Annotated in this window: 12 protein-coding genes; 5 read left to right on the forward strand and 7 right to left on the reverse strand. The window is 46.5% G+C overall.

The window, feature by feature from the left end; all coding sequences use genetic code 11:
* Window positions 1-94 precede the first annotated feature (94 nt).
* The 3 genes from DW096_RS04925 to gcvT all read left to right on the forward strand — a co-directional run bounded on the left by DW096_RS04925 (window position 95) and on the right by gcvT (window position 4,047).
* A complete protein-coding gene (locus DW096_RS04925; protein WP_005826808.1) occupies window positions 95-1,507 on the forward strand; it encodes an amidophosphoribosyltransferase in 1,413 nt (470 codons plus the stop codon).
* A 196-nt stretch (window positions 1,508-1,703) separates the two neighbouring features.
* Window positions 1,704-2,927 (forward strand): peptidase T, encoded by a 1,224-nt coding sequence (gene pepT, locus DW096_RS04930; RefSeq protein WP_005826807.1) that lies wholly within the window; start codon window positions 1,704-1,706, stop codon window positions 2,925-2,927.
* Window positions 2,928-2,958: 31 nt separating this feature from the next.
* The gene (gene gcvT, locus DW096_RS04935; RefSeq protein ID WP_117713579.1) at window positions 2,959-4,047 is read left to right on the forward strand and encodes a glycine cleavage system aminomethyltransferase GcvT; all 1,089 of its coding nucleotides are present in this window, start codon (window positions 2,959-2,961) and stop codon (window positions 4,045-4,047) included.
* A 91-nt stretch (window positions 4,048-4,138) separates the two neighbouring features.
* On the opposite strand, the gene DW096_RS04940 is transcribed toward gcvT, so the two are convergent.
* Window positions 4,139-5,665, reverse strand: a complete 1,527-nt coding sequence (locus DW096_RS04940; RefSeq protein WP_044467724.1) for a M48 family metallopeptidase — start codon at window positions 5,663-5,665, stop codon at window positions 4,139-4,141.
* Between the two features lie 181 nt (window positions 5,666-5,846).
* Window positions 5,847-6,098, reverse strand: a complete 252-nt coding sequence (locus DW096_RS04945; RefSeq protein ID WP_005835945.1) for a type B 50S ribosomal protein L31 — start codon at window positions 6,096-6,098, stop codon at window positions 5,847-5,849.
* 188 nt (window positions 6,099-6,286) lie between these two features.
* On the opposite strand from DW096_RS04945, the gene DW096_RS04950 reads away from it, so the two are divergent.
* On the forward strand, window positions 6,287-7,294 hold the full coding sequence (locus DW096_RS04950) for an endonuclease (protein ID WP_061411187.1): 1,008 nt from the start codon (window positions 6,287-6,289) through the stop codon (window positions 7,292-7,294).
* Between the two features lie 282 nt (window positions 7,295-7,576).
* Complete coding sequence (locus DW096_RS04955) at window positions 7,577-8,587, forward strand: class II fructose-bisphosphate aldolase (protein ID WP_005826798.1); 1,011 nt, start codon at window positions 7,577-7,579, stop codon at window positions 8,585-8,587.
* Window positions 8,588-9,057: 470 nt separating this feature from the next.
* On the opposite strand, the gene DW096_RS04960 is transcribed toward DW096_RS04955, so the two are convergent.
* From DW096_RS04960 to DW096_RS04980, 5 genes are all read right to left on the reverse strand, one after another.
* On the reverse strand, window positions 9,058-10,908 hold the full coding sequence (locus DW096_RS04960; protein ID WP_119958013.1) for a glycoside hydrolase family 13 protein: 1,851 nt from the start codon (window positions 10,906-10,908) through the stop codon (window positions 9,058-9,060).
* 109 nt (window positions 10,909-11,017) lie between these two features.
* On the reverse strand, window positions 11,018-12,370 hold the full coding sequence (locus DW096_RS04965; protein ID WP_119958014.1) for a lipopolysaccharide assembly protein LapB: 1,353 nt from the start codon (window positions 12,368-12,370) through the stop codon (window positions 11,018-11,020).
* Between the two features lie 169 nt (window positions 12,371-12,539).
* Window positions 12,540-13,700 (reverse strand): sodium ion-translocating decarboxylase subunit beta, encoded by a 1,161-nt coding sequence (locus DW096_RS04970; RefSeq protein WP_005826789.1) that lies wholly within the window; start codon window positions 13,698-13,700, stop codon window positions 12,540-12,542.
* A gap of 1 nt (window position 13,701) precedes the next feature.
* Window positions 13,702-14,136: a biotin/lipoyl-containing protein gene (locus tag DW096_RS04975; RefSeq protein WP_005826788.1), complete on the reverse strand. Its 435-nt coding sequence runs from the start codon at window positions 14,134-14,136 to the stop codon at window positions 13,702-13,704.
* Window positions 14,137-14,159: 23 nt separating this feature from the next.
* Window positions 14,160-15,092, reverse strand: coding sequence for an OadG family transporter subunit (locus tag DW096_RS04980; protein ID WP_008663742.1), 933 nt, complete (start codon window positions 15,090-15,092; stop codon window positions 14,160-14,162).
* Window positions 15,093-15,104: the final 12 nt, after the last annotated feature.

Consider the following 15,104-nt stretch of genomic DNA (forward strand, 5'->3'; position numbering starts at 1 on the left):
GCCTTTTTTATTCATTTCAAATCTGCCCGAATTTCGCAAATTCTTCATACCTTTGCATCCGTTAATTTTAGAAACCAATAACAAAACAGAACTTATGGGAGGTTTTTTCGGAACAGTCGCCAAGGCAACAAGCTGTGTGGCAGATTTGTTTTACGGCACAGATTATAATTCACATTTAGGGACAAAACGTGGTGGGTTGGCTACATACGATGCAGAAACGGAGCAGTTTACCCGTTCCATTCACAATCTGGAAAGCACTTATTTCCGCACGAAGTTTGAGGATGAACTGGATAAGTTCAAAGGAAATTCCGGAATAGGAATCATCAGTGACACAGACCCTCAACCCCTTATCCTTAACTCCCACCTCGGTCGCTTTGCCATTGTAACGGTAGCCAAAATAGTAAATCTGCAAGAACTGGAAACAAAACTGTTGGCCCAAAACATGCACTTCGCCGAACTCAGTTCGGGCAAAACCAATCAGACGGAACTTATCGCCCTCCTTATTATACAAGGAAAGACATTTGTCGAAGGAATTGAAAATGTGTATAAGCATATCAAAGGTTCCTGCTCCATGCTGTTATTGACGGAAGACGGCATCATTGCCGCTCGCGACCGCTGGGGACGTACTCCGATTGTGATTGGCAAGAAAGACGGAGCGTATGCCGCCACAAGTGAGTCGAGCAGCTTTCCGAATCTTGGTTATGAGATAGACCGTTATTTGGGACCCGGAGAGATTGTTCGCCTGCGTGCCGATGGTGTGGAACAGATGCGCAAGCCTGATGAGGGAATGCAGATTTGTTCCTTCCTATGGGTATATTACGGTTTCCCCACTTCCTGCTACGAAGGTAAGAATGTGGAGGAAGTGCGTTTTGCCTCCGGTTTCAAGATGGCACAGACAGATAAGTCAGAGGTGGATTGTGCCTGCGGTATTCCTGATTCGGGTGTAGGTATGGCGCTTGGGTATGCCGAAGGTAAAGGAGTTCCTTATCATCGTGCCATTTCCAAATATACTCCGACTTGGCCTCGTAGTTTTACTCCCAGCAAGCAGGAATTGCGTTCGCTGGTGGCAAAGATGAAGCTGATTCCCAATCGTGCCATGCTCGAGGGTAAGCGTCTGCTGTTCTGTGATGACTCTATTGTCCGGGGGACCCAGTTGCACGACAATGTGAAGGTGCTGTATGAGTATGGTGCCAAGGAGGTGCATATCCGGATTGCTTGTCCTCCATTGATATATAGCTGCCCGTTTGTAGGATTCACGGCTTCCAAAAGCGACATGGAACTGATTACCCGTCGTGTCATCAAGGAACTGGAGGGTGACGAGAATAAGAATCTCGATAAGTATGCCACTACCGGCTCACCCGAATACGAAAAGATGGTGGACGTTATCCGCGAGCGTTTCGGACTTTCATCCTTGAAGTTCAATACGTTGGAAACTCTGGTTGAGGCTATCGGATTGCCTAAGTGTAAGATATGTACGCATTGTTTTGATGGTAGCAGCCATTTTTGATTGACATTTTGTCCTTAAGAAATAAAAAAGAGGCGTGAATTGCTTGGCAGTTCACGCCCCTTTTTTTATCTTTACAGCACAAAATAGTGGTTAATGATTAGTGATTAATGATTAATGCCATTCGGATAATGCTTTTCGCCAATTACTAATCACTGACCATTAATCACTAACCATTAATCACTAATCATTATTCATCATGACTTTAGTAGAACGTTTTTTAAAGTACGTAAGCTTCGATACTCAGTCCAGTGAAGAGACTGAGATTACTCCGAGTACTCCGGGGCAAATGGTGTTTGCCCGGTATCTGAAAGAAGAATTGGAAACTTTGGGTCTGGAAGAAATCACGTTGGACGAAAATGGTTATCTGTTCGCCACTCTTCCTGCCAATACAGACAAGCCGTTGCCCGTCATCGGCTTTATTGCCCACATGGATACAAGCCCCGATATGAGTGGCAAGAATGTTTCTCCGCGTATCGTGCAGAATTATGACGGTAAGGACATTGTTCTTTGCGCCGAAGAGAATGTGGTTCTTTCTCCTGCCCAGTTCCCCGAACTGCTCGACCATCAAGGGGAAGATTTGATTGTGACCGACGGCAAGACCTTGCTTGGTGCCGATGATAAAGCCGGTATTGCCGAAATTGTATCGGCAGTGGTATATCTGAAGGAACATCCCGAAATCAAGCACGGTAAAATACGTATCGGCTTCAATCCGGATGAGGAAATCGGTCTGGGTGCCCATAAGTTCAATGTAGCGCAGTTCGGCTGCGAATGGGCCTATACCATGGATGGCGGAGAAGTGGGTGAACTTGAATTCGAGAACTTCAATGCGGCCTCTGCCAAGATAAGCTTCAAGGGACGGAATGTGCATCCGGGCTATGCCAAGAATAAGATGATTAACTCTATCCGCGTTGCCAACCGTTTCATGTCCATGCTTCCGGCTGACGAGGCTCCGGAGCATACCGAAGGTTACGAAGGTTTCTATCATCTGATAGGCATTACTGGCGAGGTGGAGCAGACAACAGTCTCTTACATTATCCGTGACCACGACCGCACCCGCTTTGAAGAGCGCAAGAAGGAGATGGAACGTCTTGTGGCAAAAATCAATGAAGAATACGGTCCGGGTACCGCTACTCTGGAACTTCGCGACCAATACTATAATATGCGCGAGCAGATTGAACCGGTGATGCATATCATCGACACCGCTTTTGCCGCCATGAAGGCGGTAGGTGTAGAGCCTCGTGTAAAAGCCATTCGCGGAGGTACGGACGGTGCCCAGCTCTCTTTCAAGGGCCTGCCTTGTCCCAATATCTTTGCCGGTGGCTTGAACTTCCACGGCCGCTATGAGTTCGTGCCTATCCAGAACATGGAGAAAGCCATGAACGTCATCGTCAAGATTGCCGAGCTCGTAGCAAGCAAATAGATAATTCATAACTCATAACTCTAATAGTTCCATGAAAACCACTCCGTTTACCGAAAAACACATCTCGCTGGGTGCCAAGATGCACGAGTTTGCGGGATATAATATGCCTATCGAGTATTCCGGCATCATTGACGAACATCTTACAGTATGTCAGGGTGTCGGTGTATTCGACGTCTCACACATGGGAGAATTCTGGGTGAAAGGTCCCCATGCTTTGGACTTTCTGCAGAAAGTGACTTCCAATAACGTAGCTGCCCTCACACCTGGGAAAGTACAGTATACCTGCTTCCCCAATGACAACGGAGGCATTGTAGACGACCTTCTGGTCTATCATTATGAGCCGGAGAAATACCTGCTTGTCGTGAATGCGTCGAACATTGAGAAAGACTGGAACTGGTGTGTGTCTCATAACACGGAAGGCGCTGAATTGGAAAATGCTTCCGACCACATGGCACAGCTTGCTGTGCAAGGACCGAAGGCTATTCAGACGTTGCAGAAACTGACTTCCATCAATCTTTCCGACCTTCCTTACTATACTTTTACCCACGGTGAGTTTGCCGGAGAAAAGGATGTCATTATCTCCAATACCGGATATACCGGTGCGGGTGGTTTTGAGCTTTACTTCTATCCGGAGGCTGCCATGAAGATCTGGGATGCCGTGTTCGAGGCAGGCGCGGAGTTCGGCATTAAGCCGGTTGGTCTGGGTGCGCGCGATACGCTTCGTCTGGAAATGGGCTTCTGTTTGTATGGCAATGATTTGGATGACACCACTTCGCCCATTGAAGCGGGTTTAGGATGGATTACCAAGTTTGTGGAGGGAAAGAACTTCACCAATCGCCCGATGCTGGAAAAACAGAAAGCGGAAGGCACTACCCGTAAGTTGGTGGGATTTGAAATGATAGACCGCGGTATCCCCCGTCATGGTTACGAGCTGTATAGTACAGACGGTACTGCCATCGGTGTGGTTACCTCCGGAACTATGTCGCCTACCCGCAAGATTGGTATCGGAATGGGGTATATCAGACCCGAGTACAGCAAAGTCGGTACGGAAATCTGCATTGACATGCGGGGACGTAAGCTGAAAGCTGTGGTTGTGAAGCCGCCGTTCCGCAAACAGTAATTTGAATGAATAACTAAAATAAGAAGAATGAAGAATTTGTCATGCGGCATCATCGCGCAGTCAAATTCTTCATTCTTAGTTATTCCTTTCTCTATATTCTGCTTATCCTGTCCAGCATTTGGTTTGCCCAACCTATCTCTTTATTGGTCCATTCCTTTTCGGTTCCTTCTATGCCCTGGCCTTCGTAGGCCGAAAGCAAGGTGATATATTCTTTCAGTATATCGGCGGCTTGGGCTTGTTTGTTCATGCGCATCAATAATAGTATTTTTTGTTTATATATGTCCAGATTGGGGCTTGTTCCTGCCATCTCCTGGGCTTTATCAAGCATGGCGAGGCAGCGGTTGTTCACTTCTTCCGTATTAGACAGTGCCATTTCCGCTTTTACCAGGATGATGTAGTCATTGTCTGTGGCTAGTCTGTTGTCAATGTTCTTGCGTATCAGCCGGGCAGTTTCCTTATAGCGCTTGTTGGCGTAGTTCATACTTGCGTTGAAAGAAACGACATCGCTGGTGGTCCGTAGGTAGGGGCGGGCACTCAGGCTATGGGATTCACCGGCCTTTTCTATACGCTTTTGCAGGTTGCCGATGCTGCCGTAGCGAGGAATGTCCTTGTTGCGTTGGTGCAGGTTGTAATACCCTATAATTTTACCGAGGGCCGATGCGATTCCGTCGGGATTATATCCCTTGAATGCCAGAAGTTGGCGCGCAAGGCGGTCTGAAGAGATTTCCTGGGAAGTTTTGTATTTCATCCCCAACCGGTCCGTTGCCGGAATGCTCAAAAGGGAAGCGATGGCTCCGATATCTGCCACCAGACTGACGGCATAAGCATCTTCATTATCGTCCCAGTAGGCCACATCGAGGGCTGCACTGGCGGTAGTGGCAAAGACATCTGCCCAAAAAGCTGCACGCTTGGCACGCCGCTCGGCACGGTAAATGTTGTTTACCTGATGGTCGAGGACGAAATGTCCCAGCTCACATGCGATGACGGCGGCCAGTTCGTCTTCGGAATCAAGAGTGCAGAGGAGGCCCGTACTGATAACCATGGAGCCGTTGGGAAGCATGAAGGCATCTGGTTCGGGCGACTGGATGATACGTATGTTCAGACTCTCCCCGCGATTGCTGTCAATGGTGGTGGCGTTCAACTTGGAGAACACTCCCTGCACGTACGAAACGATGTAATCTTCCTGATAGGCTATCTCATTCAGTTTGTCGAGATACTCCAGGCACTCTTCGTCGATTTCCTGGCGCAGTTTGTGCTTGTAGCCGCGGTCGCTGAAATATTCGTAAAGATGGTTTTTCAAGTATATCTGCTGCCAGAATTCCCGGTCGGTTTGCGGAGCGGATATGGCAATGTGCCCCATCTCATTCAAAGGAATGGTCTCTTGTATGCCGTTCATTTCGACAGCATAGCAAATGTTGTTGCTGCTTTCACCGGGATTCTTCATTTTGACAACCCGGCGGATAATGACCGGTGTACCGGCGGGAGATTGCCGGTACTCTTTTGTCAATTCTCCTTTGACAGCGATGTTTCCGCTTAAATCTTTGTACTTTTTGGGCTTGGCAAATCCTGCCGTTGCGACAAGGATTGTCAGGATGAATAGGGTGGCGAGTCGTTTCATGATTAGTATATGTTTTCGGTTTTGATGATACAAAAATAGGGAAGTGTTTTTCTCCTTTCTCGTTTTTTTCCCTATTCTGTGATAGGAGATTCCCTATTTATCGGTCCTGCAGTGGGAGGCGGAAACAAAAAAGGGAACCTTTCAGTGAAAGACTCCCTTTTTTCAGTTTGCTTGAAACTGATTATTTCTTACGGTTACCGTAACGGCTCATGAACTTATCAACACGACCGGCAGTGTCAACCAGCTTAGACTTACCTGTGTAGAACGGGTGAGAAGTGCTGGAGATTTCCAGCTTTACCAGCGGATAAGTTTCACCTTCGAATTCGATAGTCTCTTTCGTGTTGCAAGTGGAACGAGACAAGAATACATCACCATTTGACATATCTTTAAATACTACCGGACGGTAATTTTCAGGATGAATACCTTTTTTCATTTTGATATTTTCTTTTAAAAATTTATATTCTGTTACTATTTTGGTAATAAATAGTGTAATGGTCTTCTTTTCAGAGCGCAAAGATAGTGCAAGTTGGAGACTCTACAAAATAAATTCAGATTTATTTTTATTTAGTAGGTTTATCGCATTTTATTTCTGATTTTTGCAGGACTTAATCTTGTGAATTTATGAGGAAACTACTTGTCTTATGCTCTTTCTGGCTGTGCGTGGCAACGCTGGGGGCACAAAATGCGGAACGGAAACTGTATAGTGTTGCGTTCTACAATCTTGAGAACTTGTTTGATACGATTCATGATGCAGGTAAGAATGACTATGAGTTCCTGCCCGACGGCAGTTACCAATGGACGGCAAAGAAGTATGAGTCCAAGCTGCAGAACCTTTCCAAAGTGTTGGGTTCCCTTTCGCGTGATTTAGTGCCGGAAGGTCCGGCATTCATCGGTGTGGCAGAGGCGGAGAACAGCCGGGTGCTGGAAGACCTCGTGAAGCAGCCGGCCATTTCCAATTATGAGTTCGTGCATTATGAAGGACCGGACAGACGGGGTATAGACTGTGCCTTGCTGTACGACCCGAAGCAGTTTAGCGTTACCCACTCAAAGTTGGTGCTTTCTACTCCTTTTGAGGGGGATACGCTGCACTTGACGCGCGGCTTCCTGATTGTGGACGGGCAACTGGCGGGAGAGCGTGTCTGCGTGATAGTGAACCACTGGCCCTCCCGTGGGGCAAAGTCACCGGTGCGTGTGCATGCAGCCAGGCAGGTAAAGGCCTTGAAGGACTCTCTGATGCGTAGCGACAAGAAGCTGAAACTCATCGTGATGGGGGATATGAATGACGACCCGATGGATGAAAGCATGAAGGTGCTGGGTGCACGCAAATATCCGAAGCAGGTGAAGAAAGGCGAATTCTACAATCCCTGGTGGGAGACACTGGAAGACAAGGGAGTGGGGACATTGCTCTATCGGGGCAAGTGGAACTTGTTTGACCAGATTGTCATTTCGAAACCGTTGCTGAAGGCTAAGAAAGGGTTGCGCTATGATCACAATGAAGTTTTCATCCGCGATTATCTGATTCAGCAGGATGGCAAATACAAAGGTTCCCCCTTGCGTACGCATGGGGGCAGGACTTGGCTGAACGGTTACAGTGACCATTTGCCGACCATCATCTATCTGAAAAATTAGTATTACATAATAATGTGTAAACAGATGCCGGAGAGCAAACATGTTCTCCGGCTTTTTTGTTGATAGAAGTATAGATGGCAAAAGTATGGCTGGCAGAGATAAATGCAAAGAGTTTGTAATATAGAGATTACAATAATCTGTTAAATGAAGCCAATAGCTTTAAAATAGAATGGATTTGGTAGGATGAGCCGGATATTTTATTCCTCTCAAGTTCTTTACTTTAAAGGATAATGATTACTTTTGCGTAGAATTTTAATTCACTAACAATAAAATTTAAACAAAATGGTTAATTACAAAGATTTAGGACTGGTAAACACAAGAGAGATGTTTGCTAAGGCTATCAAAGGTGGATATGCTATTCCGGCATTCAACTTCAACAATATGGAACAGATGCAGGCTATCATCAAGGCTGCAGTTGAAACAAAGTCTCCGGTTATTCTTCAGGTATCTAAGGGTGCCCGTCAGTATGCCAACGCTACTCTGTTGCGTTACATGGCTCAGGGTGCTGTTGAGTACGCTAAGGAATTGGGTTGCAAACATCCTGAAATTGTTCTTCACCTCGACCACGGAGATACATTCGAAACTTGCAAGAGCTGTATCGACTCTGGTTTCTCTTCAGTAATGATTGACGGTTCACACCTTCCGTACGAAGAAAACGTTGCACTGACTAAGAAGGTAGTTGATTATGCTCATCAGTTCGACGTAACTGTAGAAGGCGAACTCGGTGTATTGGCCGGTGTAGAAGATGAAGTTTCTGCAGAACACCATACATATACTAATCCTGAAGAAGTTATTGACTTCGCTACCCGTACAGGTTGCGATTCACTGGCTATCTCAATCGGTACTTCTCACGGTGCATACAAGTTCAAACCCGAACAATGCCACGTTGACCCTGCTACCGGTCGTCTGGTTCCTCCTCCTCTGGAATTTGCCGTTCTGGATGCTGTAATGGAGAAACTTCCGGGATTCCCCATCGTTCTTCACGGTTCTTCTTCAGTTCCTCAGGAAGAAGTTGATACTATCAACAAGTATGGTGGTAAGCTGGAAGCTGCTATCGGTATCCCCGAAGAGCAGTTGCGTAAGGCTGCCAAGTCTGCTGTTTGCAAAATCAACATCGACTCTGACTCACGTCTGGCTATGACAGCTGCTATCCGCAAGACATTTGCTGAAAAACCGGCAGAATTCGACCCGCGTAAGTATCTGGGTCCGGCTCGTGACAATATGGAAAAACTGTACAAGCATAAAATCATCAACGTGCTTGGTTCAGAGAACAAATTGGCTCAACTGGACTAATCGAAAGATAATCCGAATATAGCGTCAGCCCTTGCAATATTGATGTTGCAAGGGCTGACTTGTTGTATATAGGCCGGTGTTGTGGGATGGTTAAGTTCGCCGCTTATTTCAGAAGCGGATGTTTCAACGTGTACAACAGTCTGTTTCCTTTAACAAAACAGTCTGTTTCCCTTAACTGAACAGTTTGTTTCAATAAAGAGAACACTTTGTTCCAATATGCAAAAACACTTCGTTCCAATACGTAAGAACACTTTGTTTCTACATATCCGAACACTTTGTTTCTCTATACTGGAACAAAGTGTTCACCGTTATGAACTAACAGATTAGCTATATTTGAGACCGGTGAAAAGCATATCCCCGTGACACCTATTCCATACTAAAAATCCCTTGCAGATGGCTGGCAGGCGAGGTGTCTGCTAGCTATCTGCAAGGGATATTTGCAAGAATGAGCTCTCTGTGTGGAGTGCGCGTTATAATTCTATCACTAATGATTCTCTGGGGCCCATCTTCAGCTCTTCACCGAAGGTGATGGCCTTGCCGCTAAGAATATCTTTTCCCTGCTTGCTGTTTTTCAGGATTTCCTTGTAGAATTTCAAAGGAACGGTGGTCTCTGCATCTGTACCGTTCAGCATCACGAATACCGTCTTGCCTTCGTACTGGCGTGCGTAGGCATAAACACCATTCTGTACCATGAACTGCACCATGCTGCCTTTGGCAATCACATCGTTTCCTTTGCGCCAGTTCAGGATGGTCTTGTAGAAGTCGTAGCACTCGTTCTGTATTTTGGTACGTCCGGCTGGGGTCAGTGCGTTTGTTGCGTCACCGGTCCATCCGCCGGGGAAGTCCTTGCGGACATAGCCGTCGCTCTTGCTCTTCACGCCATTCATCATGACTTCCGTTCCGTAGTAGAGTTGCGGAATGCGGCGGGTGGTAAGCAGCAGGGTAGAGGCTTGCTTCAGCATCGGAAGGTTGTTGCCTTCGCCCAGGAAGCGGTCGGTGTCGTGGTTTTCGATGAATGCCAGTACGGAAGCGGGGTTGGGGTAGAGGAAGTCGTATACGAAGTTATTGTATATGCGGTCCAGTCCCTTGAACCAAGTCTCGGTCTGTTCATTCTTGGCGGTGTTTATCTTGTCAAAGAAGCTGAAGTCCATAACGGTCTTGAGGTTACTGTTCTTGGGGGCTGATAGCTTGGAATCCTTCTGCCACCAGGCGGTGTAGGCGGGTTCGGTAACCCAGGTCTCGCCCACGGTGTTGTAGTTGGGATATTCTTCGTTGAGCTCTTTCATCCAGTTGCTCATGGCATCATAGTCGGCATACGGGTAAGTGTCCATGCGGATGCCGTCGATGTTGGCGAATTCAATCCACCAGAAACTGTTCTGTACCAGGTAGCGGTAAACGTGAGGGTTCTTCTGGTTGAGGTCGGGCATGGAAGGTACGAACCAGCCGTCGTTCATCTGGTCGGCATCGTACTGGGAAGTATAAGGGTCTACGTGCGGGGTCAGTTTGAAGGAGGTCTGCACGAAGTTGTTTTCGTGGTCGGGGTTGTTGAACCAATCTTTGGAGGGCATGTCCTTAATCCATACATGCTCTACGCCGCAGTGGTTGAAAATCATGTCCATTACGATTTTGATGCCGCGTGCATGGGCTTTTTCAATCAGTTGCTTGTATTCTTCGTTGGTACCGAAGCGCGGGTCTACCTTGTAGTAGTCTGTGGTGGCATAGCCGTGATAGGAACCGCCGGTCATGTTGTTTTCCAGTACCGGAGTAAACCAGAGGGCTGTGACGCCGAGGTCGGAGAAGTAGTCCAGGTGTTGTTCGATGCCGGCAAGGTCACCGCCGTGGCGTGCATTGGGGTCATTGCGGTCTATCTTGTACTCGGCCATGCCCGCAATCTGGTCATTGTCCGGATTGCCATTGGCAAAGCGGTCGGGCATCAGCAGGTACAGTGCGTCGGAGGCGTCGAAACCTTTATGTTCGCAACCTTTCTTGTTGCGTGCCTTCAGTTCATATTCCTTTACGAGTTTCTTTTTTCCTTCAGTGAAGGTGAGGTTGAATTTGCCGGGTTTTACATCCTTGTCCAGTTTCAGATAGACCAGGAGGTAGTTGTTGCTTTCCAGCTTGACGGTGCTGCTCAATGAGACGCCAGGATAATTGACGGATACTGCCGCGTTGCCGATGCCTTCGCCATAGACCATCAGCTGGAGTTCCGGGTTCTGCATGCCGGTGTACCAAAACGGAGGGTCGATTTTGTTCACATTCATAGCTGCATACGTACTGAGGGAGAGTAAGAGTGTTCCCAAGATTAAGAATACTTTTTTCATGATAGTAACTTTACGGTTAATTTTTGCGCTAATTTAAAACAAATAACGGAGAAAGTTAATCTTTCTCCGTTACTGTACTTTATTATATTATGCAAACGTTTTCATTGGGCTATTTGATGGGGGTTACGCTGGCGGTATCGACCTTTCCCTTGAAGAAGTCCTCTTTCTTGCGCTTTTCTCTGATGTCCTTCAGCCAGTTTTCGGCGGCATTGTATCGGTTGTCTTCTCCGATGATGGGAACTCCGTCCGCATCTACTTCCTGCACTTTGTCCTTGCTGTTTTTCGGACGGGTTTTCAGGTAGGCCGTTAGGTATCTCTCTGCTTTGGACGCATCTTTCAGATAGTAATAATAGATAAAGGCTGCGTCGTAGAGCAGTTTGTGTTTCTGCCGGTCGTATTTTTCGTATTGTGTCAGAAGGGTATTCGCCTGGTCGGTGTATTGAAATGCCATCTTGTAGCAGTCCGCAAGCCCCACATATAGGCGGGACATGACACTGTCGCTGGGCATGGCGAGGCTTACGGCAGTTTCCAGATAAGTCACTCCATCCTCTTTCCATGATGTCTTGGAGCAGGCGCGTCCCAGATAATAGAGAACGTTGATGTTGGTATTGTCATCTTTAAGAGCCCTTTCCAGCAGGTCGTGTGCTGGGTAGAAGTCTTCGAGGGCATAATAGCTGATTCCGGCGTAGAAGCAGGTTTGGAAAGAACTGTCTTTTTCCTGTAACAGTTGTTCATATCTTTCTATTGCTTTGGGGTAATCTTTGTTCAGGCAATAGGCTTGGGCATTGATGCGGTTCACAAGGACGTTGGTGGAGTCTATGGAACGGTATTTCTCCGTTATGCTTATGGCGTCTTCATACTGGTGGCCTGCTACATAGATGTTGCCGAGTTTGGCAGCAGACAGGTAATCATTGGGATATCTTTTCTGTATGTCCAGGTAGGCATCTATCACATGCATGATTTCTGTGTTGTCATAGACTTGCCCCATACTTTCGGCTCTAAGGTGTAGTACATAGGCGGAACTGTCCCTTTCTGCCAGCAGGTTGCTTTCCTTTAGAGACTCACGGTATCTCTTCATGTTCATCAGCAGACTGATATACTGGATGCGTGCGTATTTATTGTCCGGATTTATGTGGAGCGCATTCTGGTAGTAATCCAGTGCCTCGCTATATTTGGCAAGTGATTTGCAGCATTCGGCAGCTTCAATGTATGCCCGGGGATTGAGAGAATCCTGAGCTACGACTTCCTGAAATACGCTCAGAGCTTCAAGGTTATTGCCCAGCCCTTTCAGCGCTTTCCCTTTTTGGTAGAGTAGGGGGACGGTCGGGGTTTCTTGATCGATCAGCATCAAGGCTGTTTCATAATCGTAGTTGGCCATCGCCTCTTGAATGGGATTTGTGGTCTGTGCCGCCAGAAGCGAACAGCATGCACTGAAACATAAGGAGATAAAAAGCTTTCGCATACAGTATATCATTTATATGAGGTTAAACTGACTGCAAGTTACTAAAAAGAATGTATTTACGAAATAATCGTAATCTGTTTTAGATAGATTAACGAAAAAGCCCCTCCAAAAATGAAGGGGCTCTAAAATAGTTCAGAATTCAAGCCGGATAACGGAATGAATAAATGTATTACATTAAGAATCCCAGCAGGATACCTGCTGCTACAGCGGAACCGATTACACCGGCAACGTTCGGGCCCATGGCATGCATCAGCAGATAGTTGGTAGGATCGTATTCCAGACCTACTACTTGGGAGATACGTGCAGAGTCGGGTACGGCAGATACACCGGCATTACCGATCAACGGATTAATCTTGTTGCCTTTCTTCAGGAAGAGGTTGAAAATCTTCACGAAGATGACACCGGATGCTGTGGCAATGACAAATGATAAGGCGCCCAGACCGAATATCTTGATTGAATCAAGGGTTAAGAACTCGGATGCTTGCGTAGAAGCACCTACTGTCAAACCAAGCAGAATAGTAATGGTATCAATCAGCGGACCACTGGCTGTGTTTGCCAGACGACGTGTAACTCCACTTTCTTTCAGTAAATTACCGAAGAACAGCATACCCAGCAAAGGCAGACCGGATGGTACAAGGAATGTGGTTAGTAACAAACCGATAATCGGGAACATTACTTTTTCCGTATGTGAAACCACACGGGGAGGTTTCATACGGATAAGACGTTCATTTTTACTGGTCAGCCAACGCATAATAGGCGGCTGTATCACCGGTACTAATGCCATATATGAATAGGCTGATACCGCAATGGCACCCATTAAGTTAGGAGCCAGTTTGGAAGAGAGGAAGATGGCAGTCGGACCATCGGCACCACCAATGATACCGATTGCACCAGCCTGCATCGGGTCAAATCCTATGGCAAGGGCAATCATATAAGCACCGAATATACCGAATTGGGCTGCTGCACCAACCAACATTAATTTGGGGTTCGATATCAAAGCAGAGAAATCCGTCATGGCACCGATACCCAGGAATATGAGTGGCGGGTACCAACCGGAGGTTACTCCCTGGTACAGAATATTAAGTACGGAACCTTCTTCATAGATACCAACTTTCAATCCGGCTTCCATATTGAAAGGTATATTACCAATCAGCATACCGAAACCGATAGGAATTAATAGCATCGGCTCAAATTCCTTGGCTACAGCCAAGTATATGAAAAACAAACCTACCAGAAGCATTACCACATGTCCTACCGTTGCATTGGCAAAACCTGTATAAGTCCAGAAGTCGGCAAGGTTGTTTCCTAAAAATGTGATAAATTCTCCCATATTATTCAATAATTACGAGGTCAGTACCTTCGAGAACAGAGTCCCCTTTGTTTACATTGATGGCTGTAATCTTACCGTCTTTATCAGCATTGATATTGTTTTCCATCTTCATGGCTTCCAAAATGATGATAACTTGTCCCTTCTTTACTGTATCGCCGACATTTACTTTGATATCGAGGATTACACCGGGAAGCGGAGATTTTACACCTGACTTGCCGGTAGAAGCAGCGGCCGGTTTTACTACCGGAGTAGCAGGAGCAGCAGGAGCGGATGTGGCTGCCGGACGTGCTACCGGTTTAACGACTACCTTCGGTGCTTTTTCCATTTCAACTTTGTAGGGAGTACCGTTCACTTCTACATGAGCGATGTTGTCTTCAATATCTCCAATGGCAACTTTATATACGTTACCGTTAATTTTATATTTATATTCTTTCATCGTTTTATTTTATTATGGGTGACTTACTTTTTGTGAGGAGTCTCACGCAACGTATAAATCTTTGAACTCCACGGTGAGTAACTGCGTTTTACACGGGTAATGGTAAGTATCGTGTCTTCCACATCGTGTACATCGCTTTGGAATTCGTGCATGGCCATTGAAATGGCAGCAAAAACTTCTCCCGGAGCCTGCCCCAGTTGTTTCTCTTTTGCTTCTTGTTTATCAGTAATACCTTTAGCTTTCATGGCATTGCGTTTGCTGAGGTTAACTGATATTTTACCTATAATCTTGAAGGAGATGTAGAGTAATATCAGCCCGCAGAATACAACGCTCATGGCAGAAATAGCCATACCGATACCTACGCTGTCATGCTCTTCGAATTTTTCCATTTTGGCATTGCTGTCGATAGTCTTGTTGTTGGTACTCGGAGTGACATATTTATCTTCGCTTCCACCCTTTACTTCCCATTGGTCGGCTGCATCACTGACACGGGCATAGGATTGGTTGGCTTTTAAAGTACCGGCAGGCACTATGACTTGATCAAGCAATTTCTTGCCGGAATCATACAACCCAATCCAGTTGGCATTTGTGGCATCCAGTTTGAAGTTCGTATGAAATGTACCGCGTCTTGGTTCTCCATCAGCCCAGAAAAGTGCATGCTGACGTGGTTTTATGAGTGTCAGAACGTCACCTTTGGGAATGAAATAACTGGCAGTATCACCCGGCTGGCTGCTGAATTTCAGATAGCAACCTGCAAGGTCGGCGCTGCCGTATGATCTGTTGAATATTTCAATCCATGCGCTGTGCACACCGTAGTCATCCTGATAGTTGCTCTCGTTGTTGACCAGCACTTCATTCAGCAGCAGTTTGTTGTTCGATTTCTGTTCTTTGCAAGAAGAGCAAAAGCCCAACACCAGCATCAATGAAAGGAATATTCCGATTTTTGTTTTATTCATAATCGTTCTTGT

The organism is Bacteroides sp. AM07-18, assembly GCF_003602695.1.
Classification (GTDB): Bacteria; Bacteroidota; Bacteroidia; order Bacteroidales; family Bacteroidaceae; genus Bacteroides; species Bacteroides uniformis.